Source organism: Flavilitoribacter nigricans DSM 23189 = NBRC 102662 (assembly GCF_002646595.1).
In the GTDB taxonomy this organism is placed as follows: Bacteria; Bacteroidota; Bacteroidia; order Chitinophagales; family Saprospiraceae; genus Flavilitoribacter; species Flavilitoribacter nigricans.
Genome location: NZ_PDUD01000002.1, coordinates 1 through 25,923, shown reverse-complemented (window position 1 = coordinate 25,923; position 25,923 = coordinate 1). Strand labels below are relative to the sequence as shown.

General features: G+C 54.6%; 16 protein-coding genes. 13 read left to right on the top strand and 3 right to left on the bottom strand.

The annotated features are described in order from the left end of the window. Positions 1-29: 29 nt before the first annotated feature. From CRP01_RS01985 to CRP01_RS01955, 7 genes are all read left to right on the top strand, one after another. On the top strand, positions 30-1,430 hold the full coding sequence (locus CRP01_RS01985; protein WP_099148318.1) for a sulfatase family protein: 1,401 nt from the start codon (positions 30-32) through the stop codon (positions 1,428-1,430). 2 nt (positions 1,431-1,432) lie between these two features. After that, positions 1,433-3,145, top strand: a complete 1,713-nt coding sequence (locus CRP01_RS01980; RefSeq protein WP_099148317.1) for an arylsulfatase — start codon at positions 1,433-1,435, stop codon at positions 3,143-3,145. A gap of 528 nt (positions 3,146-3,673) precedes the next feature. Then, positions 3,674-4,099 (top strand): endonuclease domain-containing protein, encoded by a 426-nt coding sequence (locus tag CRP01_RS01975; RefSeq protein ID WP_099148316.1) that lies wholly within the window; start codon positions 3,674-3,676, stop codon positions 4,097-4,099. 455 nt (positions 4,100-4,554) lie between these two features. Then, on the top strand, positions 4,555-7,764 hold the full coding sequence (locus CRP01_RS01970; protein WP_099148315.1) for a DUF1553 domain-containing protein: 3,210 nt from the start codon (positions 4,555-4,557) through the stop codon (positions 7,762-7,764). A gap of 6 nt (positions 7,765-7,770) precedes the next feature. Then, positions 7,771-9,243 carry a DUF1501 domain-containing protein gene (locus CRP01_RS01965; protein ID WP_222845641.1) on the top strand — a complete coding sequence of 491 codons (1,473 nt, stop codon included), beginning with the start codon at positions 7,771-7,773 and terminating at the stop codon, positions 9,241-9,243. 44 nt (positions 9,244-9,287) lie between these two features. After that, positions 9,288-10,607, top strand: a complete 1,320-nt coding sequence (locus CRP01_RS01960; RefSeq protein ID WP_099148313.1) for an alpha/beta hydrolase family protein — start codon at positions 9,288-9,290, stop codon at positions 10,605-10,607. A gap of 102 nt (positions 10,608-10,709) precedes the next feature. Further along, on the top strand, positions 10,710-12,236 hold the full coding sequence (locus CRP01_RS01955; RefSeq protein ID WP_099148312.1) for a sulfatase family protein: 1,527 nt from the start codon (positions 10,710-10,712) through the stop codon (positions 12,234-12,236). A 21-nt stretch (positions 12,237-12,257) separates the two neighbouring features. Here the strand turns inward: CRP01_RS01955 and CRP01_RS01950 are convergent, their stop codons facing one another. From CRP01_RS01950 to CRP01_RS01940, 3 genes are read right to left on the bottom strand one after another with little or no spacing between them, the layout of a single operon-like run. Further along, on the bottom strand, positions 12,258-13,538 hold the full coding sequence (locus CRP01_RS01950) for a TonB-dependent receptor (RefSeq protein WP_099148311.1): 1,281 nt from the start codon (positions 13,536-13,538) through the stop codon (positions 12,258-12,260). Positions 13,539-13,541: 3 nt separating this feature from the next. Continuing rightward, positions 13,542-14,138, bottom strand: coding sequence for an RNA polymerase sigma factor (locus CRP01_RS01945; RefSeq protein WP_170110181.1), 597 nt, complete (start codon positions 14,136-14,138; stop codon positions 13,542-13,544). A gap of 27 nt (positions 14,139-14,165) precedes the next feature. After that, on the bottom strand, positions 14,166-14,741 hold the full coding sequence (locus CRP01_RS01940) for a hypothetical protein (RefSeq protein WP_099148309.1): 576 nt from the start codon (positions 14,739-14,741) through the stop codon (positions 14,166-14,168). A gap of 352 nt (positions 14,742-15,093) precedes the next feature. On the opposite strand from CRP01_RS01940, the gene CRP01_RS01935 reads away from it, so the two are divergent. The 6 genes from CRP01_RS01935 to CRP01_RS01910 all read left to right on the top strand — a co-directional run bounded on the left by CRP01_RS01935 (position 15,094) and on the right by CRP01_RS01910 (position 25,771). Next, positions 15,094-17,964 (top strand): coiled-coil domain-containing protein, encoded by a 2,871-nt coding sequence (locus CRP01_RS01935; protein WP_099148308.1) that lies wholly within the window; start codon positions 15,094-15,096, stop codon positions 17,962-17,964. A gap of 365 nt (positions 17,965-18,329) precedes the next feature. Then, on the top strand, positions 18,330-19,322 hold the full coding sequence (locus tag CRP01_RS01930; RefSeq protein WP_099148307.1) for a hypothetical protein: 993 nt from the start codon (positions 18,330-18,332) through the stop codon (positions 19,320-19,322). Between the two features lie 311 nt (positions 19,323-19,633). Continuing rightward, entirely contained in the window at positions 19,634-20,383 is a 750-nt protein-coding gene (locus CRP01_RS01925) for a hypothetical protein (RefSeq protein WP_143473231.1), read from the top strand. Between the two features lie 702 nt (positions 20,384-21,085). Beyond that, the gene (locus CRP01_RS01920; RefSeq protein WP_099148305.1) at positions 21,086-22,543 is read left to right on the top strand and encodes a M20 family peptidase; all 1,458 of its coding nucleotides are present in this window, start codon (positions 21,086-21,088) and stop codon (positions 22,541-22,543) included. 101 nt (positions 22,544-22,644) lie between these two features. Further along, on the top strand, positions 22,645-25,083 hold the full coding sequence (locus tag CRP01_RS01915) for an Ig-like domain-containing protein (protein WP_099148304.1): 2,439 nt from the start codon (positions 22,645-22,647) through the stop codon (positions 25,081-25,083). A gap of 70 nt (positions 25,084-25,153) precedes the next feature. Beyond that, entirely contained in the window at positions 25,154-25,771 is a 618-nt protein-coding gene (locus CRP01_RS01910) for a class I SAM-dependent methyltransferase (protein WP_099148303.1), read from the top strand. Positions 25,772-25,923: the final 152 nt, after the last annotated feature.

The window sequence follows — 25,923 nt, the reverse complement described above, 5'->3', positions numbered from 1 at the left end:
GTCTTTAGCATACAAAACGAACCAACAATATGAAATATCTGAATTTTATCCTCTGCTTTTTTCTGGGACTGACCTTACTACCGGCGCAGGACCGCCCCCCCAATTTCGTGATCATTTTTTGTGATGATCTGGGGTACGGCGATCTGAGCGCATTCGGCAATCCCACCATCCGGACACCGAACCTGGATCGGATGGCCGCTGAAGGTCAGAAATGGACCCAGTTCTACGTAGCCGACCCCGTTTGTACGCCCAGCCGGGCGGCGCTGATGACGGGAAGATACCCGGTTCGGAACGGAATGAGCTCAGCCAAACGGGTAGTCTTGTTTCCCGATTCGGCCGGGGGCCTGCCCAAAGATGAAGTGACCATCGCCGAAGTGCTCAAACAAAAGGGCTACGCTACCGCAGCGATCGGCAAGTGGCACCTGGGGCACTTACCGCAGTTTTTGCCCACTAATCAGGGATTCGATTCCTACTTCGGAATACCTTATTCCAACGATATGGACCACATCCGAGGCATGAAACCTAATTATTACAACCTGGCGGATGATCCTGATGCCATGCCGGAAACCAAGTATTATAACGTCCCGCTGATGGAGAACGAAGAGATCGTGGAACGCCCGGCCGACCAGACGACCATCACCAAACGTTACGCCGAGCGGGCCGTGCAGTATATTAAAGATAATAAAGAGCAACCCTTCTTCTTGTATCTGGCGCACAACCTCCCGCACATCCCTCTCTTCGCTTCCAAAGATTTCAAAGGCAGCAGCAAGCGGGGATTGTACGGTGATGTATTGCAGGAGATCGACAACGGAGTGGGCAACATCCTGCAGACGATCCGCGATGAAGGGCTCGAAGACAATACCATTGTCGTCTTTTCTTCGGATAACGGACCCTGGCTGGTATTCCGGACCCACGGCGGTTCTGCCGGTCCGCTTCGGGCTGGAAAAGGAACGACCTTTGAAGGGGGGCAACGGGTACCCACCATCTTCTGGGGCCCCGGTATGGTCAAACCCGGTCTGGTGACGGATATGGGATCTACGCTGGACCTGATCAATACCTTTGCGGCGCTTTCCGGTACCAAGGTGCCGACGGATCGCAAAATGGACGGCTATGATCTCTCGCCGGTACTGAAGGGCAGCGGTGCCAGTCCCCGGCAGGAATTTTACTACTGGACGCGGGCCAAATTGCATGCGGTCCGTTCCGGCCCCTGGAAATTACACATCGCCCAGCGGGAACCGGTCAATTACGGTCGGGAAGTAGAAATGGCGCATCCGGAACTCTACAACCTGGAAAAGGACATTTCCGAAGCCTACGATCGTTACGAACACGAACCCGAAGTGGTAGAACGCCTGATGAAAATGCTGCAAATGCACGAAACCGATACCGAAGACCGGCTGCCGGATAACCTGGAGGCACGCATAAAAGAATAGCTATGCTGCTTAAACGTACATCTCTTTTTGCGATCGCGATCACCCTGGGACTGATCTCCTGTCAGTCCCTGCAGCGGGAAACCGCCGCTCCCCAACCGCCTAACATCATCCTGATCATGGGCGACGATATGGGGTTTTCGGATCTGGGTTGCTACGGTGGCGAGATCCGCACGCCGAACCTGGACCGTCTGGCGGCCAATGGGCTGCGATTCACCCAATTCTACAATACGGCCAGATGTTGCCCCACGCGGGCATCTTTGCTCACCGGCCTCTATCCCCAGCAGGCGGGCATCGGGCATATGGTCGATGACCGGGGTACGGAAGCTTTCCGGGGAGACCTGAGTGACCGGGCGGTGACGATTGCTGAAGTCATGAAAGGAGCCGGTTATGAGACCTACATGTCCGGCAAATGGCACGTCACGCCCTACGTGGTCGAAGATCCCGATCAGAAAAACTGGCCACGGCAACGCGGATTCGATAAATTCTTCGGGATGATCTCCGGAGCCGGGAGCCTGTACGATCCGCGGTCCCTCGCACTGGATAATGAGTACGTGGCCCCGCGGGATGGGTTTTATTGTACGACGGATTTTACGGACTACGCGCTGCAATGCATTGAGGAACACCAAAGCGAGAATCCCTTTTTCATGTATCTGGCTTACACCGCGGCCCACTGGCCGATGCATGCCCCCGCCTCCGCCATCGCCCGGTACGACGGACAGTATGACAAAGGATGGGATGCGGTCCGGCAGGAGCGATACCAGCGTATGCAGGAAATGGGCATCATCGATCCGTCCTGGGAACTGACACCCCGGGATTCCTTCGTAGCGGCCTGGTCGGAAGATATTCCCGATCGGGAATGGGAAATTGCCAATATGGAGGTATACGCCGCGATGGTGGAACTGATGGATGAAGGCATTGGCCGGATCATCGCCAGTCTTGAAGCCCGAGGAGCACTGGACAACACCCTGATCTTCTTCCTCCAGGATAACGGTGCCTGCGCGGAAGAACTGGCCTGGGTAAAAAGAGATACCAGTACCATCCCGGCGGAGCCCATGCCCCCCGGAGCCATCCAGACCCTGATGGTGCCGGAGGTCACCCGCGATGGCAAGCGGGTCAAATTAATGAAGGATGCTATGCCGGGTCCACCGGAAAGTTACACGGCCTACGGCCTGAACTGGGCCAACGCCAGTAATACGCCCTTCCGGGAATACAAGCACTGGGTACACGAAGGCGGGATCTCCACCCCGCTGATCGTACACTGGCCGGCCGGTTTTTCCAGTCGCGGCACGTTCCGATCCGAACCATCCCACCTGATCGACATCATGGCTACCTGTGTGGATGTTTCCGGTGCGGTCTATCCCGAGGAATATCGCGGTAACCGAATTCGCCCCATGGAAGGTAAAAGCCTTCAGCCCGTCTTTACCGAGCAACCCCTGGACCGGGAAGCCATTTTCTGGGAACACGAAGGCAATCGTGCGGTCCGGATGGGAAAATGGAAATTGATCTCCAAAGCGAGTAAGCAGAGATCTTTCCTGTGGGATAAAATCGATTCACTGGCTCCCGAAAACTGGGAGTTATTCGATATGGAAGCCGATCGGACCGAAATGCACGATCTGGCCGGGGCTCATCCGGATCTGGTTCGCCAAATGTCCGGGATGTGGCTGGAGTGGGGAAAGCGCACGGGGATTGTGCCCCGGCCTTATGATTTGGATTGAGGGGAAATAGAGTTTGTTCCACCCCCTTGTTCCCCTGCCCGCCCGCGGGGGAGACTGAGCATCGGCCTTTCGATTCCAAAGTATTTGAGTTTTGGTGTGAAAGTGTCCGAGGTTATTTGCTTATGGAATAATCCCTTCATTGGCTGGGTACTGTCCCCCGCCGGCGGGGGATTTAGGGGGTGGAAACTGTAAAAACATAGCCTAGAAGTGGTTTCCGAACTTCAAAATAAAGCAGTGGGAAATCAAATGAGGTGGGTGAATGGTGAAGGTTTGATGAGGATCCACCTCCTTGTTCCCCCGCCCGCGGGGGAGACTAAGCATCTGCATTTGATTTCTAAGTGTTTGAATGTGGATGTAGAAGTATCCGAGGGGAAGCACTCATGAATTGACCTCGTCGCTGGTTGGATATTGTCCCCCGACCATACGGTCCCGTACCGGGCCGGCGGGGGATTTAGGGAGTGGAGAACTCCTCACTACCAAAAAAACATTACCTTAAAACCACTCTCTATACCAATAAACAAACGCGCAATGATCAAAGCTGCCCCCGAAAATAACTACCACTATAACCCCAAGTTAAGATCACGGGCCAACCAGCTGCGAAAATCGATGACCAAAAGTGAGGCCTGTTTATGGAAATACGTGCTTCGTGCGAGAAAAATGCGTGGCTATCAATTTCGGAGGCAAAGGCCAGTTCTGAATTACATCGCAGACTTTATGTGTAAAGAGCTGCTGCTGATCATTGAAGTAGACGGAATAACTCACGATGACCCGGATGCCTTCCTGCGGGACATGAAAAGAGACGAACGATTAAAGGAGGTTGGATTTACTACTTTGAGGTTTTCCAGTTGGGAGGTGTTGAATCGGATTGGTGAGGTGGGGGGCATGATTAGTGATTGGATTGGTGAGCGGGAGGAGGGTCCACCCCCTTGTTCCCCCGCCGGCGGGGGAGACTAAGCATCATTTTTTGAGTTCCAAAGTATTTGAATTTTGGTGTGAAAGTGTCCAGGGTTACGTGCTTATGAAATAATCCTTTCATTGGCTGGGTAATGTCCCCCGCTGGCGGGGGATTTAGGGGGTGGAAACTGTAAAAACATAGCTTAAAAGTGGTTCTCGAACTTCAAAATAAAGCAGTGGGAAATCAAATGAGGTGGGTGAATAGTGAAGGTTTGATGAGGTCCACCCCCTTGTTCCCCCGCCGGCGGGGGAGACTAAGCATCATTTTTTGAGTTCCAAAGTATTTGAATTTTGGTGTGAAAGTATCCAAGGTTACGTGCTTATGAAATAACCCTTTCATTGGCTGGGTACTATCCCCCGCTGGCGGGGGATTTAGGGGGTGGAATATTTGAAAAAAACTAAAATTAAACACTGGGCAGCCCCAAAACACACAAAAAATAACCAGCAAAAAACAAATGACCATCCAAAGAACAACATACCTTTCTTACTTATTCCTCCTGCTGCTTGCCGCCTGCGGACCGGCTGCGCCGTACACCGATGAGATCGCCGCTACGCTGCCGGAAACCGTCAGTTATAACTTCCACATCCGTCCCATTCTGGCGGATCGTTGTTTTTCCTGCCACGGGCCGGATGAGGCCGCCCGGAAAGGGGAGTTGCGTCTGGATGAAGCCGCGCGCGCCTATGCGAAGGGCAGTAGCGGCCGGTCGGCCGTGCACGGAGGTAGCCTGGGACGAAGCGAGGTGTTTCACCGCATTTACAGTGAAGATGCCGAACTCCAGATGCCGCCACCCGAGAGCAACCTCAGCCTGGATGAGCGGGAAAAAGCCCTGATCTCCCGCTGGATCGAGCAGGGAGGGATCTACGAGCCGCACTGGTCTTTTGTACCAGTGGAAAAACCACCGGTGCCGGACCTGACGAGTGATGCCGTCAAAAATCCCATCGATCAGTTTATCCTGGCGAAGTTGCAGCCGAAGGGACTGGATCTGGCTCCCGCGGCCGACCGGGAAAGGCTGATCCGCCGTCTGAGTTTTGACCTCACCGGATTGCCGCCTACGCTGGAACAGATCGATGCCTTTCTGGCGGATGATAGTCCGGCGGCCTACGAAAAACTGGTCGATCGTCTGCTGGCCGGTGATGCCTACGCCGAGCGGATGGCGCTGGACTGGATGGATCTGGCGCGCTACGCCGATTCACAGGGTCTGCATTCGGACGGGTGGCGATCTATGTATCCCTGGCGCGACTGGGTGATCGACGCCTACCGGGAGGGAATGCCTTTTGATCAGTTCCTGACCTGGCAACTGGCCGGCGACCTGCTGCCCAAACCGAGCCGGGAACAACTCATCGCCACTGGGTTTAACCGCAATCACAAAACGACCGCCGAGGGTGGGGTAGTGGATGAGGAATACCGGGCTGAGTATGTCCACGACCGGGTAGCGACCACTGCTACGGCTTTTATGGGGCTGACCATGGAGTGCGCCCGTTGCCACGATCACAAATACGACCCCATCACTCAGAAAGAATATTACCGATTTTATGCTTTTTTCAATCAGGTCGATGAATTGGGCCTGTCCGGTGACGATGGCAATGCCGGGCCCAATATGCTGTTGCCCGCACCGGAAACCGAAGCGAGGATCCGGGAAATCAGCAAAGAGATCCACGCTAAAGCCCTTTCCGTGGATCATGCCGAAGCAGACCTGGCGAAAGAAAAGGATTTTATAAGCAATCTGCCGGCGGTCTCTATGGCCGCTGCGGCTCCACCGGATATCGCTTTGCCGCTGGATGACCTAAAGGAAGAAAGAATTGACCGAAATGCTGAAAGCCGGGTATCGGGAGAGGCCGCCATCGTCGAGACCGACCGCGGCAAAGTGCTGGAACTGGATGCTGAATACGAATTTATCGACCTGCCTGACCAGGGGCTGTTTGAGCAATACGATGCCTTCTCCGGAGCGATCTGGATCCGGCCGCTGGAAAAACGGACTTCCCAGACCATTATGGGCAACAGTGGCCAGAAGGGAACCTTCTGGCGCGGCTGGGACCTGATACTGGACAGCCTCAATCATCTGAATTTGCGTCTGATCCACGCGCTGCCGCACGATGTGTTGTCCGTACGCAGCGAACCGGTCGTGCCCACCGGAGCATGGACCCATGTCGCCTTCACCTACGATGGCTCCGGACGTGCGGCGGGTGTACAGCTGTACCTGAACGGCGAGGCAGTAGCCATGGTCACCGAATACGACCTCCTTCAGCGCAGTATCTATCCGATCGCTTTTAGTAAGGCCCGCACGGATCGCTCCCTGCGACTGGGAAAAAGCTATCGGGCCTTCACCGGCGAGTACGGGATTTACGCCGGGCAGCTGGATGATTTTAAATTATTCAGCCGGCGTCTGAGTCCATTGGAAGTCGCGGCGCTTACCGGTGCACTAGATCCAATGGAGCTATTTGCGGAATTTCGGAAGCAACCCGAACCAGAACAACGAGCAGCCCTGACGCGTACCTGGTGGTACAACCACCCGCCGGCACCGGTGGAAGAATTACGGGCCCTACGCCGGGAAAAGCAGGAACTGCTGGATACCGTACCGGAAGTAATGATCATCCGGGAGCTGGACCAGCCCCGGAAAACCTATGTGCTCAACCGAGGGAACTACGATGAACCAACGGTGGAGGTAACCCCCGGTACTCCGGCCAGTTTATTACCGTTTCCGGACAGTTTACCGGCCAACCGACTGGGACTGGCCCGCTGGCTGACCGATCCCCGCCATCCACTGACCAGTCGGGTGGTCGTCAATCGGCTCTGGCAGCAGTTCTTTGGTCGGGGCCTCGTGGATACGCCGCACGATCTGGGGCTGCAGGGGAGTTTGCCCAGCCATCCGGAATTGCTGGACTGGCTGGCCGCCAGCCTGCTGGAAAACGGTTGGGAGATCCGGGCAATCCAAAAGCTGATCGTACTGTCGGCGACCTACCGGCAAAGCTCCGTGGCCGATCCGGCCCTGCGGGAGAAAGATCCGGATAACCGACTGTGGGCCCGCGCGCCCAGCTATCGTTTGCCCGGCGAAATGATCCGCGATAATGCATTGCTGGCGAGTGGTTTGCTCAACCGAAAAGTTGGTGGACCCAGCGTCAGGCCCGTCCAACCGGCCGGCCTCTGGACGGAAAAGACCAGTAGTACCCATATCCTGCGCAAATACGAAACGGACAGCGGCACGGATCGCTACCGCCGCAGTCTATACACCTTCATCCGACGCACATCTCCGCATCCGGCCATGACGGCTTTTGATGTGCCCAATCGCAGCGTATGCACCGCCGAACGGCAGCGTACCAACACACCCATGCAGGCGCTGGTGCTGCTGAACGATCCGCAATTCGTGGAAGCGTCGCGGGTATTGGCCGAACGGGTGCTGGATCAGGAAACGGAACTGGCCCCGCGGATCAGTCTGGCCTTCCGCCTGTTGACGGGCCGGGAGCCCCGCCCTCTGCAACTTCGCGAGTTGGTGGCCCTACAGGAGGAAGAACAGGCGCGCTTCTCGGAAGCGACAGACGCCGCCCGCGATTATGTGCTGACCGGGCAATTTCCGCCCGCGGACCACCGGGATCCGGTAGAGCTGGCGGCGATGACGGTGGTAGTTAATACCATCATGAATTTTGATGAATTTTATACCAAAAGATAAATGTCCATGAGTGATTGCCATCAGTATCACGAACATTATACCCGTCGCGATTTTTTGACCAAAACCTCATTGGGCCTGGGAGCGATCACCCTGGGACACCTGCTGGATCCGCTGTTGCTGGGAGCGAAGGCAGGTCCGGTACCGCTGGTTGGTCACCCTACATCGCCTTTGGTGGGTGGCCCGCATTTTGCCCCGAAAGTCAAACGGGTGATTTACTTGTTCCAGAGCGGAGCGCCCTCGCAGGTGGATCTGTTTGATCACAAACCGGAACTGCGTGCGCTACAGGGGCAGGACCTTCCGCCCTCCGTTCGGCAGGGGCAGCGTTTGACGGGCATGTCGGCCGGGCAGAAGCAACTGCCAATCGCCGCTTCTCCCTATAATTTTCAACAATTCGGGCAGAGCGGTGCCTGGGTGAGCGATCTGTTACCCTACACTTCGAAGATCGTCGATGAGCTTTGTTTCATCAAATCCATGTACACGGAGGCCATCAACCACGATCCGGCGGTTACCTTCGTGCAGACGGGATCCCAGCAACCGGGGCGACCGAGCATCGGTTCCTGGATCAGTTACGGACTGGGCAGCGACAATGAAAACCTGCCGGCATTTTGTGTGCTGCTCTCCCAGGGCAGCGGCGGTGGCGGTCAGCCACTTTACGATCGCCTGTGGGGAAACGGATTTTTGCCGTCGCACCACCAGGGGGTACAGTTCCGGGCCGGGAAAGATGCGGTATTGTACCTGGGGAATCCCGCGGGGATCAGTGCCGAAAGCCGTGCAAATCAATTGGAGCACCTGAAAAAACTCCAGGAAGATCAATTCGAGGAGGAACAGGATCCGGAGATCCAGGCTAAGATCGCCCAGTACGAGATGGCTTTCCGGATGCAAACTTCCGTACCGGAAACGATGGACTTGTCGGACGAACCCGATCATATCTTTGAATTGTACGGACCGGACAGCCGGGTGCCGGGTACCTTTGCGGCCAATTGCCTGCTGGCCCGCCGCCTGGTGGAACGGGATGTCAAATTCGTCCAGCTCTACCACCGCGGCTGGGATCACCACGGCAACCTGCCCGGTCAGATCCCCCGCTTATCCCGGCAGACGGATCAGGGATCGGCGGCTTTGGTCATGGACCTCAAGCAACGCGGCCTGCTGGATGATACCCTCGTGATTTGGGGCGGCGAATTCGGCCGGACCACATATTCCCAGGGTAAGCTGCGCCCCGATAACTTTGGCCGCGATCACCATCCGCGCTGCTTTACGATCTGGATGGCGGGCGGTGGGATCAAAAAGGGCCTGACTTACGGCCTGACGGATGATTTCAGTTACAACATTCTCAAAGATCCGGTCCATGTACACGATTTTCAGGCGACCCTGATGCATCTGCTGGGCGTCGATCACGAAAAGCTGACCTACAAACACCAGGGGCGTCGTTTCCGACTGACGGATGTACACGGTAAGGTGGTTCGGGATATTTTGAGTTAATATTGCAGGGAAAATCAGAAACCATTATTCAAATAGTAAACTACATGAGAAGCAAGATCATTCCTTTATCACTGATCACTGCGGTGACCGTACTGCTGGGCCTTGCCTGGAATTTTTCCGAGCGGCCGCTACTCCTGGCCGCCGACGAATTTTTGGTCGGTGACCTCCTGCCCGATGCCCCACTGCTGGCTGCACGCGGCGAATTAGGCGTGGGCGTACGCACCATCGATCTGGTCCATAAGGATCAGGCGGACATTTTGAATTATAAGGACGGAGAAACGCCCCGCTACGACCGCCCGCTGAAGGTGGAAGTATGGTATCCCGCGGAGATCCCGTCGGGTAAAGAAGAGATCGAGATCTACCGGGAAGTGCTCGGTAACCGGGGAGACACCCTGCGGCCTTTGATCCCCTTTGAGTTTAAGGGGCGGTCTCTCCGGGATGCGACTATCCTTAGCCCGGAGAAGCCATATCCATTGGTGATCCTTTCCCACGGTTATACCGGTTCCCGCCTGCTGTTCACCTATCTGGCGGAGAACCTGGCCTCCAAAGGGTATGTGGTAGCCTCCATCGATCACACCGAATCGACCTTCCGGGATGCCAACCGCTTTACCAGTACCCTGCTGAATCGCTCGTTGGACCAACTGTTCGTACTCGACGAAATGGACCGCTTGTCCCGCACGGGCAGCGGAAGTTTTCTGGCGGGCCGCGTAGATGCCTCCAATACCGGTCTGGTGGGCTACTCGATGGGGGGATACGGCGCGCTGAATACCACCGGTGCCGGCTTTAGTCCGAAAGCGGTTGCCTGGTTTAAGTCTATCAGTGGCGGCAGTGATGCGCTGGCCGACCGGGCGACCGGATCGGAAGTCTACCGGCAATCGCAGGATGAGCGCATCCGGGCCGTGGTGGCCTTTGCTCCCTGGGGCATGACCGTCGGCGTCTGGGATTCCGTCGGTTTGCAGGGACTTACCCGGCCTACCTTATTCGTTGCGGGCAGCGAGGATGATATTTCCGGCTATGAAAATGGGATCAAAGCTATTTACGACGGAGCGGTTAATGCCGATCGCTATTTGCTGACCTACATGAATGCGCGGCACAATGTGGCTCCGAACGCTCCACCGCAGGCAGCTTTACAAAATGGCCTGCATCTGGACGAATACCTCCGATACGCCGATTCGGTCTGGGATCAAAGGCGGATCAATAATATTAATCAGCACTTTGTAACCGCCTTTCTGGGCCTGCACCTGCAGGGGCAGGATAACGAGAAATATCTGGATGTCCCGATTTCCGCGAATGAAAATCCCTGGGAAGGATTTAAACCCCGCACGGCGGTTGGGTTGGAATTACGCCACGATCGTCCGGAATAGACCAGTCCTTTTACAAAACACCTATTAACACCAGGAGCAGTTCGCACGGTTTGTTCCACTGGGGCCTTAATGGGCGAATTGCTCTTCAATAACCTGCACATAATGACTAAAAGGTTCACCTATTTTTTACCCTTGCTGCTGCTATTCACCGGTCTTTCCTGCACCAGCGAAGAACAGACTGAGGCCGCCGACCGGCCCAATATCGTCTATATCCTCGCGGATGATCTGGGCTACGGAGACGTTGCCGCTTACAATCCGGACTCCAAGCTCCTGACGCCCAATATCGATCGCCTGGTCAGTCAGGGGATGCGGTTCACGGATGCGCATTCCCCTTCCTCCGTGTGTACGCCTACCCGCTACGGGATCCTGACGGGACGATACTGCTGGCGGAGTCGGCTGCCACAGGGCGTGCTGCGGGGCTACGGTCGGGCATTGCTGGAATCCGGGCGTTCGACGGTTGCAGATCTGTTGCAGGAAAACGGTTACACTACCGGTGTGGTGGGTAAATGGCACCTGGGGATCGATTGGGTGATCCAGGAAAATTATCGGGATTCGATCAATCCACAGACGGCCTCCATAAGTGCGGGAGGAGTAGTGCAGGAAATGAACTCCGACTGGCTGGATTTTTCCGAGCCCCCGACCGACGGGCCGCTGGATCATGGCTTCGATTATAGCTTTGTGCTGCCGGCCTCCCTGGACATGCCTCCCTATTGCTTTCTGGAAAATGATACCCTGCTGAGTATTCCCGACGGCCACACGGAGGGCAACGACCTGGATATGGGCTATTACGGCGCTTTCTGGCGGGCGGGCCGGATGTCTCCGGATTTTAAATTTGAAGAGGTCCTGCCGACCTTCACGGAAAAGGCAGAAGGGTTTATCCGAGAACAATCCGGCACGGCGGATCCGTTTTTCCTGTACTTCCCACTCGCTGCGCCCCATACGCCCTGGGTGGCCAAGGGCGAATTCGTGGAAAGCTCCCAGGCGGGAGATTACGGTGATTTTGTGCAAATGGTCGATGCGACCGTTGGGCGGATCATGGCGGCCCTGGAATCCGCCGGGGTGGCCGACAATACGCTGCTGATCTTCACCAGCGATAACGGTCCCTTCTGGCGGGAGGATAAGATCGAGGAATTCGATCACCGGGCGGCCGGAGATCTCCGGGGTATGAAATCCGATATTTTTGAAGGAGGGCACCGGGTACCTTTTGTGGTCCGCTGGCCGGGCCGGGTGCAGGCCGGCAGCCAAAGCACCCACACGACTACCCTGACCAACCTGATCGCTACCTGCGCCGATCTGCTGGATACTTCCCTGGGCACCGATACCGGTGAGGATAGCTACAGTATCTGGCCCGTGCTGATGGGGGAGGCCGAAGAAGCAGGTCCGGAACAGGCCGTGATCCACCATTCCGGCAGCGGCCATTTTGCCATCCGCAAAGGAAATTGGAAACTGATGGAACAACTCGGCTCGGGGGGCTTTACCTTACCCCGGACGGTAGAACCGGAACCGGGCGGACCCACCGGCCAACTCTACAATTTGGCGGAAGACCCACTGGAAACCACAAACCTCTACCTGGAAAGGCCCGAGGTAGTTGCGGAACTGTTAGGAGAATTAGAGCGGATCCGGCAATAAGGTTCCGGCTCGTTTTGGTCGTCAGAGCCGGACCTGTAAACGCAGATCCAAATAGGGGAGTAGCGGACTGTCCAGCAGGCATCCGCCGCCCAGACCGAGCTGCCAGTTGGGCGTCAGTCGGTAAGTCAATTGCCCGTCGACCTGGATCCGCATAGAGTGTTCCCAGGGAGTATTTCTGATGAGCGTTTCCGTACCGATCCGTTGCTGGTTCTGCCAATACTCCAGATGGGATTCGGATCGATTCGATAAAGTAAGCAGGGTATAGCTGCCAAGCTGGAATTGCCAGCGCCCCCAATCGAGCAGCCGGTATCGCAGGCCGATGCCGGATAGCCAGTGCTGCTGCTGTAGCGTGATACGCTGCGTGAAGATATTGCCCGGCACATTTTGATCAGCTTGCGACTGGCCCCGATAGCGGAAGCGCCATTGGTGCAAACTGAGCGCGATCGACAGACGATCCGAGATCAGGCACTGTACCTGCAGCGATAAAGAACGACCGATCTCGATCTGTTGCCGCCGGATCGCGTCCAATTCGTACAGATCCAGACCATTTATTTGGGTACTCACCAACTGGCCGGAATAGGTCTGTTCGTCCAGATACCGGGCCGGGGCCAGCGTCTGTTGTCCCCGGATCAGGCCGGTGGAAATACCGATGACCCATTTCCGCCTGCGGGGTGGAGGTAGGTCTTTCGGTTCGAGCTGGGGAGGGGTGGACGGTAGTAATTCTACGGATCGGGTCAATAGAGAGAGTGCCGGCATCAATGTCCTATTTCCCTTTGGTTCAATACGCATTGGTTCTACCTCCTGTTGCGGCGTTAAGCTTGGGGACAGCCCGCTGATCTGTGGAGGCTCCGGCGGTTGGTTAGTTTGGATCAGTTTTCCCTCGCTAATGCGCGCCTGTTGCTTGCTGCCGGATTGGGCAATGGACGTTTGATCTTTTGCCTGGATGTTCAAAGATTCCAACGCATTTTCCTCTGATGCGGCTATCAATGGCCCGGCATTTTGGTGATCCGACAGCGGCGCTTCCGGCCTACCGTCATTTCCCGCTCCGGACAGGTCGATCGGAAAAGCCGACAGAACCAGTGGTTCCTTACCAGCCGCTCCGGAACGAAAATAATGGCCCGTTACCACCAATAAAAAGAGCAGTAATAACAGGGGAAGCATGCGTTTGACCCAATGCCGGAATTGCCGTCGGCGCTTTCTGGCCCGCAGACTTGCCTGCAGGCGCTGCCAGCGGTGCTCATCGACCGGGAATGACCGGAGTTGCCGGTCACTTTGTTTCAGGATGCGTTCCACATTTTCCATAACTCAGTCTTTAAAGCATTCGTACTCGCGGGGATAATGCGCTTCGATCAGTTCGGCCAGCTTTCTTTTGGCTTTGAATAAATTTGATTTTGAGGTCCCTTCGGAGATACGCAGCAGTTCGGCAATCTCGCGGTGGGTATAGGCTTCCAGATAGAACAGGCTGAGCGCCATCCGGTAGGACGGCGTCAGCAGTTGCAGCAACAGGTAAACGTCTTCTTCCTCCAGGATCTTCAGCGCCAGATTTTTGTCCTCTTCCTGCCGCCATTGCCGACGAATGAGCGTGAAGCGGTTTTTCCGCTTCTGTACCCGATTGTAGTACGTGATGGCCGAACGCACGATCACCGTCCGGAACCAGGATTTGAAACTGCTGTCTCCCCGGTACTGCCCGATATTCTCGAATACGCGAATAAATCCATTGTGCAGCATTTCCTCTGCTTCCTCCCGGTTCGAGCCGTAATGCAGGCACACAGCGATCCCGTAGGCATAATAGCGCTCGTAAAGCTGCTTTTGTGCCCGACTGTCTTCGGCCCTGCAACCGCTGAGGATCTCCTCCAGTTCAGCGGAATTCGGTCGCTGGTCGTTATCCTGTTTGCCGGTCAAGTTTATACTGCTTATTCTTTTAATGTACTATTGCGGTTCTCCGGTGACGGTGGTGACCGGGATGCGGAATCTTCCGCCCTCCAGCCGTTTTACCTGCAAACCGTCGGAGGATCTCAGTTCGGCCGTGAAAGAACCACTGAGCCAGCCGTCTTCATCCCAGGATTCGATCACGAGTTGGCCGAGGCGGTTATCCAGGTCCCACCGCAGCAGGTCACCCGTCTCGTCGCGTTGGCTGTACTCCATACGGATGAGGTCACCCCCTATCTTTTTGGATTCCATCGTAACGGGGAAGTCGCCCCGCCACAGGAAGATCTGTTTGAGGCTAATTGCAATTTGGGCCGAGCCATCTGGCGTGGTGGAGCGAAAGAATAAATGATCCGTTGCCGGTTCGGAAGCACCCTCCGGGGTGATGACCCGGTAGCCGAAACGATCGGGTTCTTCGCAGCCGGAATAGATAAAGTTGGAAAACGAAATGGCGATACCGTCTACCGTAGCCTGCAGATAAGGTCCGGTAGCGGGGATGATCAGTTCGGTTGTTTCGGTTTTGCTGCAGGCGCACAAGGTGATGCAGCCGGCCAGAAATGCAAAGAGAGCGATCTTCATACTTTTTTATTCCCCAGACTGACCTTTCTGACAAAAGGGTTGCCCGGGTAGCTATAATTTTTGCGCGGCCCGGTGGAAATTCCCGGCGATTTGCAGCGGAAAAAATCCTGGTTTTGGGCTTGCCGCCCTAGCAAAATACTTATTTTAGGCCAGACTCCATGACTTGTAAAATCACAATTATGGTTAATTTGATTTAAGAATAAATTAAAATTTTAATTTGTAATTAATTGATATTCAAAGTTAATAACATGATTGCAAGCCCCTGCAACATAAGTTTTATTCGGTTTCTATCTTTTTGGGCAATTTGTGAAGGTATTCGATATTCATCCTGAAATTCAAAACACCAGTGATCATGAAAACTATCGGCCCTTTTTTCCTTTTCCTGCTTGTGCACCTGAGTACGTCCGCCACTACGCCCGGAGCGAACGACTGGAAACTGATCCTGCAGGATCAGCTCGCCGCGATTATGGATCAGCGGAGCTTTTCTCTGGAAAAAGTAGATGTCAATACCGGAAACCGGGAGATCACCGGGCAGGGAACTTTCTTCGGCGTAACGGGAGTACACTTTAGGGCAGCTTACACGGAAAGCTCGGCGATAGGTGATTTTACGCTGGAATTTCCCGAGCGCGCCGAATTGAGTATCCGGGAGAGTGCCATCGGTCGCCTTACGGGAGGATCGTTGGCGGAACTGGTACCAGCCGCGCTCGGCCGGGCCGTTTACCTGCAGCAATTCGGATTTTCGGTGAGTAAGACCGATAAACAGATCGCCGCCCTGCATCTCGGATTCCGCAGCCCGGTCAAGTGGCACCTGCTACCCGGCAATAATTTTCCCCTGCAACAGATCGCCCTGCGGTTTCAGGTAGACCATCCGACGGATAAAAAGCAGCGCCGGGTAAAAGGTATTCTGAATGGACGGAGTTTTCTGGGAAGCACTCCGGTGGATCTGGAGGCCGAACTGGGGCAACAGCGAGAGGCCCTCACGCTGCGCAGCCGTCTGGCCAATGTCGGCTTGAAAAGCTCCCTGCAGGCCATTGCCGGACAATCGGCTTTCCAGGGCATCTCGCTTCCCGATGCGGTCATTGATCTGCAGTTGGAGGAAGGTACGCTCAGCGTCCTGCCTTACCGGAAGCAGGCCAATATCGTTGCCCAGTCAAATCTCGGTACTGTAGATGCATGGATGCAAAATGCAGTAGAGTCGGATAAAAAAATGGATTATGTGGTGGTGATCTCCCCACCGGCCGGGTTCAAACTGTCCAGTCTGAATGACCGCCTGAAAAGCCTCGATGCTATTGATCTATCCGGCCAAAAGATCGTGCTGACCTCGGAGGATAAGGACAAAAAAGAAAGTAGTAAGATCCCGAGTCTGGCCCAGATGAGCGCCGCGATCAAGCGGGGCGCCAACCTGCTGGCCCGCCTGGACCTGACCAAGCTTCGACTGGAACACCTGCTACGGGCCAAAGAACTGGTGGTGAGTTCGCCCCTGGGGGATTACCTGGCCGATGTCGTGCTGGAGTCGGCGATCGATGTAGATGTTCCCATCGGACCCACCACCAAAATGAGCAATGTGCTGTTTCGCCTGCAACCGGCTCCTAACAATTTTTCTATCGCACTGGTGGGCGTAGTGGACGCCCAGGTAAGCCGGGATGACCTGGTCTTCAAGGGGGGAATGGATCTGGCGATGAGTACGCAGACGCTGAGTTTTATGTCCGTTATGGACGACAACTGGAACAACCCGCTGGGCGCGAAAGGCCTGGTGATGAGCAAAGTCGGTCTGCAACTGGGCGGAAGTTTCGGCGGTGCCGCCATCCTGCCGAATATGGCGTTTAGCGGAGAGATCAAAGTAGGTCGATTTTCGGGCTCTTCGGCCCTGGCTTTCGATACCAGGGACCCCGCCAAAAGTATGCTCAGTGCCGAGATCAGTCAGCTCTATGTGTCGGATATAATGGAATCGGTAATTGATCCCCGGGTAATGCGCAAATTGCCGGACGAAATGAAAGAGGTACTTCGCAGTATCCGCTTCAATGATGTGCATCTGGAATTTGTACCGCAACCACTGCGGGTACTGGAAAAGTCCTACGAGCCCGGTTTTCGGATGGGCGGTAATGTCGACATCATGGGCATCAACGGCTTTGGGAATGTGGAGATCGATTATGAGAACGGGATGCTGGCGCAGGGAGAGGTGGATCCGATTGATCTGGGCCCCTTCAAACTGACGGGAGCCGGCAACAACGAACGACCTGGCTTTGTGATCGACCTGCGGATGAATAAAGAACCGAAAGTAGCCCTGAACGGCCTGGTATCCATGCTGGGCATGCAGGCGGAGACCGAGGTAGAGGTATTGCCCAACGGCTTCCGTTTTGATCTGGGCGGAAAGGTATTCAATGTATTCAACGGTAGCATTATGGCCAGCGCCGCGGACCTCGAACGTCTGGGGTCTATTGAAACATCCGTACAAATGCAGCAGGACCTGTTCGGCTTTTTGAACCGGGAAGTGACCAGTTTTATCGAGAACGAAGTAGGAGAGGCGATTAAGAAGTTGAGTGCCGCACAGGGCAAGATCACCCAGGCGCAATCAAAGGTCAACGAGTTGGATGGGTTGATCAATCAGCAACGGGCAATCGTACGCAAGGATATGAACCGCAAGAAAGCCAAATACGATGCTGCCCGCCGGGATGTGACCAACGCTCAGAAAAAAGTGAACAGTCTGGATAAATCCATTCGTGCGAAAAAGCGGGAACTCAAGGAAAAAGATAAGGCCTGGCAGGTAGCCGAACGCGGCGTGATCCGGACCCAGATCGCCAGTCTGTATACGGCCCGTGGAGTAGCCTGGACGGCTCTTGAGGGATACAAAAAGATACTCGAAGGCCTGGGCCACATGAACACCAACCCGGATATTCATCCGAAAGTAGCCAGTCTGATCGCCAGTAAGGTCAGTGCGCTGGGTACGCTGGAAGCGGCCAAGATCACCCTGGAGGGCCTGAAGATCACCCTGGGCGCTACCGGCAAAGCGGCCACTTTCATCATTGAGAAGGGTACCAAGGCGCTGATAAATGTCCGCCGGGCGAATTTTGCCGGTCAGCTCGGTTCCCTCAGCGGTGGAGCCGTCGATATGGATATGAACCTGGAATGGATGGGCAAGCAGATGGACCTGCGCTTTAACTTTGATTTCAATAACCCCCTACAAACGGTAGCGGCTCTGGGCAAACGCCTGCTGGATCAGTAAAATTTTGCCCAGGCAAAGCCGAAAGATCGTGGGGTTTCCGGTAATCAGATCGGAAACCCACGCTTTTTTTATCGGGAAACTTCCTGCGTTTTGACCCAAAATCTAAAACCTTCTTTATCTTGTTCTGCGAAAACGAAACACGCGCGTTCTTGCGGGCCGGGCATTGCGCCCGGAATGGTATAAACGGGAAATCCTGTTCAACAACTTTCCTGACCCATAGCGCCGCGGTGTAGATTTATTAACCGCTCTGATGATGATCTGAAACCCTGGAAGGCCCGGACTTAATAATGCCTTCGTAAGTCCCGGCCGGTAAACCGCTCCAATCGATTGATGATCTCCCTCAGGCGCAATTCTCTGATCCAGACATGAGTTTTTTTAAAAAGATCTTCGGTAAAAAATCCGCACCGGTAGCCTCTTCCGGTAAATCAGCTACCAGCAAGCAGAATAATTTTTTGACCAATTCGAATGAATTCGGACTCGGTGAGATCGAGTTGGGGATATCCGGTAAGATCCGGGTGGACGGCATCCTGGCCATTGCCGCCCTGGAAAAGATCGCCAAGGCGAGAAACCAGAAATGCGAATGGAAAGTGATGTACGTAACGCTGCTGGAAGAAGGCGCCCTGACGGTACCGGTGGTGGTCAGTATGGGCGAGGAAAAATACTCGATCTATTTCATCTATAACGAGGAAGATCTGCTGAAATACAAAGACCTGGTCAATCACGTCGAAAAAACGGCTTACCCCAATCTGATCTATTTCAGTTCCATTCCCATCTACGACGGGTACCAGCCCAAAAAGATCATCGAACCTTTTCAGCTGGCTGATCTGCGGGTAGAGAACAACGCGGTGATCGGCGGCACCTACGCTATGTGGTGGCCGACGAAGGACGAAAAGCTGTTTTCTGATTCGAAGACCTTTGAGATCCTGTCCAAAATGTACGAGGTCTTTCAGGGGTACGAAACCTACCTGACGGGTTACGTGCTGCGGCAGACCCGGATCGTGCAGGAAACCCAGCTCCAGCGAATGACCCTGCCGGAAGAGGAAAAGAACTTCGTACTGGAAGCCCCCGAGGGTAAAAAGGTGGTGCTGGCGATCTCCCAGGAAAAAGGGATCCGTTTTCTGTTCCCGGTCAACTCCACCAGCCGGGAATACCGGGAGCGCTTCCTGAAAGGCGCCATGGTGGATTTTCTGGCGACCCGCATTCCCATTGAAAAGCAACAATTCCCCCGGGACGAAACCACCGATCCCAACAGCTTTGACTGGTTCCGACTGATGTCCAGCGTGATCCGCAAACAGGAAGCGTCCGGGGAAACCATGCAACTGATCGGTGCCCATACCTTTAATGTGCAGGCCAATTAGCGGGGTTAGATGAACGGTTTTCGAGGAATTTGCAGGAATATATCCTCCGGGTGCGCTAACGGTAGATCCGCCAGGTTAAAATATTAGGCCTTAAGCCGCAAAAAGTGTAAATTCCATTCCATAAACTAAAGGACGGAGCTGTAAGAATACTATGATGGTATTTTCCAACCGGGAATTACTGAAAGTTTGATGCTGGAAGTTGTATTCATCCTGTCCGCTACTATGGTGTGAAAAGGATGATCTGCCGCCGGGCATCAGGTTGGAACAATCCCTGAGATCACTACATCGTTCATTCTTTACACCTTCAACAAATGCAGCTTTCGCTAGTCGCATACTATGGAAACAAACCAGCCTCGCTTCGTCGGCTGGTCACGGATCTGCAATCCCAATTGCAACTTCGCCTGGGGCGTTTCTTCCGCCCCTACCAAATGGATCAGGTACACGCTACCGTCATCGGTCTGGAATGCATAACGGATGGGCTGAAATGCTACAGCCGCTGGTACCGGGAGAACCGGGAAGCGCTCCGGCCGGTTGATTTTACCGGTTTCCTGAGCCACCTGATGAAAAGACCGCCGAAGCTGAAGATCCGCATGGGAGGTTATCGTTCCGGGCAGGACTACGGTTTTCTCAGTCGGGGAGATCACCCTTACTCCAGAAGTTTTTCCTTTCAGGGGACCACTGCGGTGGTGGTGGGTTGGCCGGCCGGTAGGATGGCCGGTAAGCTGGTCTATACCGATAGTTTTTACCAGTTGCGCAGGTCTTTTGAGGCCTATCATCTTTGTCATAAGTGGCACAAGGACGGTTATCGCGATAACGACTGCTATCTGGTGCTGGGAAAGATCAAACCCGATGCGCTGCCGGAAGAAGAATTGCAACAGATCAGTCGCGATCTCCAGCAGATGCTGGCCCAACGGGAGATCCTCTTTCCGCTGGATGGGCAGATGCTGACCATCGTTGCCTACGAGAACGCCGAACTGCCGCTGGAAACGACCCGGGTATTATCTCTGGAAGAGATCGGCTCCTGTCCCGCCAAACTTTCAACCTATCTGGAACACGCCTGAAGACCACCGGCAGCCGCACGCTAATGAATTAAATCGGCTTAGCCGTCACTTCCTGGCGTCGCTACTAAACAAAGCGGCGCTACATCCGATTATTAATAATAGAACGACCGAAGTGATTTAGGAGGACATCCTGGATCACCTCGAGTCGGATAGCGTAGTGGGGCGGGCCCTGATCGTTGAAAAACGGGTGGTGGTAAAGACTAAAAGGATCGTTGGCAGCTTCGTAGTGGTCCAGCGAGAGAACTTCGGATATATTCCGGATTTTCCTTCTGGCTTCTTTCCGTAAAACGAAGGTGGCGCAAATTCCGATAAAACCCTCCAGACATAAGGTGAACCGGGTTGCTCAGTAGGGAACCCGCAATTTACCCGGCCAGGTAAACAGACCGGGTTTTGGTGTGATCCGGCCGGGTAATCAGCCCGCCGGCGAATAGTCACTCCTGTTGAAAGCCTTCGGCCCCTTATAAATAAATCATTTAGCTAACGAGTTGAAACAAGACTCATGCGAATCAGGAGTTAAAAGTCACGTAGGGACGAGATATAGGAAGCCCATCCAATAATCCGGGAGGTTCAGCGTGCCGTAGGTACGAAATATGGTTTTACCTACGGCGGCACGCTAAGCCAGGAAATGGTCATTTTGCTGCCTGTATTTTGGGTCTAAAGGCAAATTAATTCCTGATTGGCTTGACTCATCCTAATAATAAGATGAAGAGAATTTTTATTGGTATAACGGTTTTAATTACACTTTTCCTGATGTTGCTCTTGTTCCGGTCCATGACCAGTCCGTCGCGGCAGAAGGACTACCCGGCCGTGTCTATTCCCGAAATATCCCCCGAAGCCAAACGACATCTGGCGGAAGCCATTAGTATCCCGACCATCAGTTTTGGCGAGGAAAGCCGCTTCGATTCTACGGCTTTTCAGCGGTATGCGGACTTTATTTCCCGTAACTATCCCCTGGTAGATTCTCTTTTGGAAAAAAAGACTTTCAACGATTTTAGCTACCTCTACCACTGGAAAGGCAGCGGTGACGAGCGGGATCCCATTCTGCTGATGTCCCATTACGATGTCGTACCGGTGGAACCGGCCACGATCCACAACTGGCGGCAGCCTCCCTACTCGGGCGCAATTGTCGCCGATACGATCTGGGGCCGGGGGGCAATTGATGATAAAACCGCCGGTATTGCCATTCTGGAAACTTTCGAACAGTTGTTGCAGGAAGGTTATCGACCCCGTCGGGATATTTACGTGGCACTGAGCCACGACGAAGAGAAAGGCGGTTCGCGCGGAGCCTCTTCCATGGCCGCCTACCTGCAGGAGCGGGGCGTGCGCTTCGATTACATCCTGGATGAAGGCGGGGCCATTACCGAGGGCATTATTCCGGGCGTCGAAAAGGAAGTTGCGCTGGTCGGTATTGCTGAGAAAGGATATCTGAACCTGGAATTGTCCACGTCCCTTTCCGGGGGGCATTCCTCCATACCGCTGGGCACCAATTCGATCGATGTACTGACCGCCGGACTGGCCCGGCTGCGCGCCAACCCATTCCCGGCGCGGATCAGCGAACCCCTCAAATTATTTTTTGACTATTTGGGCCCGGAATCCACCCTGGCCATGAAATTCGCTTTTACGAATGCCGATGTGCTGGAACCGCTGATCCTGCAGGGCCTCAGTCAGATCCCGCAGGGTAAGGCCAATATCCGGACCACCATGGTGCCCACGATCTTTTCCAGCGGCATCAAGGAAAACGTCATTCCGAAAGTAGCTTCGGCCAATATCAATCTCCGGATCATTCCGGGAGAGACCGTAGAATCGGCCATCGCCTACGTACGGAAAACGCTCGATGACGACCGCATCCGGATCCAGGCCCAGGACGGTGCATCGGATCCATCCAAGGTGTCCGATGTGGAATCGGAGGCCTACGAGATGGTCTGCCGGAGCGTGCGGGAGATCTTCCGGGAAGTGGTCGTTGCCCCCCACCTGCTGGTTGGCGGTACGGATTCCCGTTATTTTGCGGAACTGACCGATCATATTTTTCGTTTCCGTCCGCTCCGGGTCAACCCGGATAATATCCAGTCCTTTCACGGATTGAACGAACGGGTGACCGTCGCGGATCTGGAGAATAGTATCCGCTTTTATTACCAGCTGGTGCGGAATAGCGCATCCTAAATCTATTTCCAAATTTTATTAGGGTAAGTTGTTGTGTTTAATTTTTATATTTGAATAAAAATTAATCTAATTATTTTTTATTTCAAATACAGAAGACTAGTATGCAACGACTATTGCGAGCGATCCTTATCCTCGGTGCGATCCTAATGCACCAATACGGCCATAGCCAGTGCCCGAACGTGGTATGGTCCGACGAATTCTCGGGAACTTCCCTCGACCAATCCAAATGGAATTATCAGACCGGTACCGGCTGCGATATCGGGATCTGCGGCTGGGGAAACAATGAACTTCAGTATTACCAGGAAGATCAGGTGAGTGTGAATAACGGCACGCTGAAGATCACCGCGGCCAAAGAAAATTACCGGGGATCGAAATACACCTCCGGTCGTATCAACACCAAAGGCAAGGGCGATTTCACCTACGGCGAAGTGAGTAATACCGGCCGCTACGAGGCCCGTATCAAACTACCCGCCGGTATGGGACTGTGGCCGGCTTTCTGGATGCTTTCCACCAACGAACCCTACGGCGGCTGGCCGCAGAGCGGTGAGCTCGACATCATGGAATTTGTCGGTGCCCGCCCGGATGAGATCCTGGGCACGATCCACTACGGCGATCCCTATCCCAACAATCAATTTCAGGGCAACAGCTATTTTATCGACGGAGCCTATCCGGATGCCTTCCACGAGTTTGCTGTTGAATGGGAGCCCGGTGAGATCCGCTGGTTTATGGACGGGATCTTATTTTCCACCAAGACTCCAGCCGATGTGGCCCCTTACAACTGGCCGTTCGATCAGGATTTTCATTTCCTGCTAAACGTAGCGGTGGGTGGTAACCTGGGCGGCCCCGTAGACGACGCTATTTTCCCCGCTACCATGGAAGTGGACTACGTGCGGGTTCTGGATGGTTTTAAACCCTATATTGCCGGCGATCCGGTAGTAGAGAATCAGGCATCCGGAGTGGTGTATACCATCGGTAATACCGGCGGCGGGACTAGTATCAACTGGTCCGTCCCATCGGGAGCTACGATCGTAAGCGGTCAGGGAACCAGCGAGGTCACGGTGGATTTCGGTTCGGCGAGCGGACCGGTCAGCGCCACGATCAACGATGGTTGTACCGTGTACGATCTGGCCATTGCGGTGGAAGTGGAACCGGCTTTTGTCTACGAATTTTCCTTCGAGAATTTCGACGATCCGGCCACGGCTACCTATACTTTTTCCACCGGCACGCTCAACGAAGTGAGCAATCCGGCGGCCAATGCCGTCAATGGTTCGGCACTTTCCGGTCAGTATACCCGTAATTCGGCCGAACAGTACGATGTACTGGTTTATTCCGTAACCAACATAACCGACGGATCGCAGTACAGTGAGAAACAGAAAAAGTTCTACGCCGACGTCTATACCGATGCGCCCGTCGGCACGGAGATCCTGCTGCAACTGGAAACCTCCACGGCGACTTCCACCAACTATCCGACCGGGCGGCACAGCCGCTACGTGGCGACAATTACGGAGACCAACAACTGGCACCGACTGGCCTTCGACCTGCTGGACCGGCCCGATCAGGGAGCAGCGGATAACGACATCATCAGTATGATCCTGCTGTTCGATTCCAATTCCTTTACCGGGGATACGTATTACTTTGATAATCTCGACAGCTACACGGCAGACGGCGGTGGGGCCAATATCCCACCAACGGTCAGCATTACGGCTCCGGCTGATGGTTCCGGCTACGATCAGGGTGCATCCATCACCATTGAAGCAACCGCATCCGATGCCGACGGAACAGTAAGTCAGGTGACTTTCCTGGCGGACGGTAATGCCATCGGCACGGATAATAGTGCGCCCTACAGCATCAACTGGACCGTTCCCCTGGGGACCACTACTTTGACCGCAGTGGCTACCGACAACGAAAATGCCAGCACCACTTCCGCCGGCGTATCGGTGACCGGAAACGCTACCGGCTCCGCTACCCACGTGGAAGTATCGAGCGTCGTAACGGGTACGATCAGTGCCGGTCAGGGCAACAAATACGGCTCCGCAACGGTGACGGTTGTCGATAATCTGGGTAATCCGGTAGGCGGCGCGCTGGTTTCGGGGACATTTTCCGGCACCTACAACGAAAGCGCATCCGGTACGACCAATGCGCAGGGCGTAACGGTCATTCAGACCACCGCTACTGCCAAAGGGGGCGTAACGGTCAATTTCTGTGTGGATGACGTTTCGGCTTCCGGTCTGATCTACGACGCGGGGCAGGATCCTTATCATTGCTCGGGTGCCCGGGTACGGGGACTGGAGATCAACACGGAGCGTCCGGCCGGTCTGAAAGTCTTTCCCAATCCGGTGGGCAACCGCCTGCGCTGGACCCTCGGCGGTTTCGGAGAAAGTGTAGACCTACGGATCCTGGATCAGCACGGCAAACAACTGCTGCAACTCGACGGCAGCCGGCTCAGCGCCGATATTAGTAAGCTGGCTCCCGGCGTGTACTACCTCCTGGCCGAGGGCGGCCAGCGGAGAGAGCAGATCCGTTTCACCAAGGGACGGTAAGGATGCAACTATGCGGATATTGAGGTGTTGGATGTTAGAGTTCTAATTTCCAATACTTCAATTTCTCACCATGAAATATCCGAAAACCTTCTGGGACGAACGCTACGAGAGCGAAGCCTACGTTTACGGCCACCAGCCCAACCAATTTTTTCAGGAACAACTGACCGCACTTACTCCGGGCCGAATATTGATGCCGGCCGAAGGGGAGGGACGCAACGGGGTTTTTGCCGCCCGTCAGGGCTGGGAAGTATCGGCCTTTGATCTGAGTGAAGTCGGCCGCCGTAAAGCCCTGGACTGGGCTTCCGAGAACGGGGTCAGTCTGGACTATCAGGTGATCCAGGCGGAAGAGGTTACGTATCCCACCGGGCATTTTGATGCTCTTGGACTCATCTTTGCTAACTTCGGGGCCAGTCATCGCCCGGAGATCCACCAAAAATTACTGACTTTCCTCAAACCCGGCGGCTGGGTGATCTTCGAATCCTACAGTAAGGAGCAACTGGAATACCAGAAGCAGTACAATTCCGGAGGGCCGCAGAACGCGGAAATGCTTTTTTCGGAAGCGGAAATCCGCTCGGAATTTGCCGGCCTGGAATTTGTACGACTGGAAAAAACGGAAGTTGTACTGCAGGAAGGGACCGGTCACCAGGGACCGGCGTCTATGATCCGCTTTGTGGCGAGAAAGTTATGATGATCCAATGATCTGATAATCTAATGATGAGAAAATTAGGCCGTCCCTGTAAATTCTCCAGGAGATAGTCTTCGATATAAAATTTGGCTATTGGCCGTTTCCCTTGTGGAGTTGTAAATCCGAAGATTGATGATTCTAGGTCTATACGGTCC

Bases quoted from the DNA above. Each gene is read 5' to 3' on its own strand.
- CRP01_RS01910 (WP_099148303.1), top strand. From the start codon at position 25,154: ATGAAATATCCGAAAACCTTCTGGGACGAACGCTACGAGAGCGAAGCC.
- CRP01_RS01955 (WP_099148312.1), top strand. From the start codon at position 10,710: ATGACTAAAAGGTTCACCTATTTTTTACCCTTGCTGCTGCTATTCACC.
- CRP01_RS01925 (WP_143473231.1), top strand. From the start codon at position 19,634: ATGCAGCTTTCGCTAGTCGCATACTATGGAAACAAACCAGCCTCGCTT.
- CRP01_RS01970 (WP_099148315.1), top strand. From the start codon at position 4,555: ATGACCATCCAAAGAACAACATACCTTTCTTACTTATTCCTCCTGCTG.
- CRP01_RS01960 (WP_099148313.1), top strand. From the start codon at position 9,288: ATGAGAAGCAAGATCATTCCTTTATCACTGATCACTGCGGTGACCGTA.
- CRP01_RS01965 (WP_222845641.1), top strand. From the start codon at position 7,771: ATGAGTGATTGCCATCAGTATCACGAACATTATACCCGTCGCGATTTT.
- CRP01_RS01940 (WP_099148309.1), bottom strand. From the start codon at position 14,741: ATGAAGATCGCTCTCTTTGCATTTCTGGCCGGCTGCATCACCTTGTGC.
- CRP01_RS01975 (WP_099148316.1), top strand. From the start codon at position 3,674: ATGATCAAAGCTGCCCCCGAAAATAACTACCACTATAACCCCAAGTTA.
- CRP01_RS01985 (WP_099148318.1), top strand. From the start codon at position 30: ATGAAATATCTGAATTTTATCCTCTGCTTTTTTCTGGGACTGACCTTA.
- CRP01_RS01930 (WP_099148307.1), top strand. From the start codon at position 18,330: ATGAGTTTTTTTAAAAAGATCTTCGGTAAAAAATCCGCACCGGTAGCC.
- CRP01_RS01920 (WP_099148305.1), top strand. From the start codon at position 21,086: ATGAAGAGAATTTTTATTGGTATAACGGTTTTAATTACACTTTTCCTG.
- CRP01_RS01935 (WP_099148308.1), top strand. From the start codon at position 15,094: ATGAAAACTATCGGCCCTTTTTTCCTTTTCCTGCTTGTGCACCTGAGT.
- CRP01_RS01915 (WP_099148304.1), top strand. From the start codon at position 22,645: ATGCAACGACTATTGCGAGCGATCCTTATCCTCGGTGCGATCCTAATG.
- CRP01_RS01980 (WP_099148317.1), top strand. From the start codon at position 1,433: ATGCTGCTTAAACGTACATCTCTTTTTGCGATCGCGATCACCCTGGGA.
- CRP01_RS01950 (WP_099148311.1), bottom strand. From the start codon at position 13,538: ATGGAAAATGTGGAACGCATCCTGAAACAAAGTGACCGGCAACTCCGG.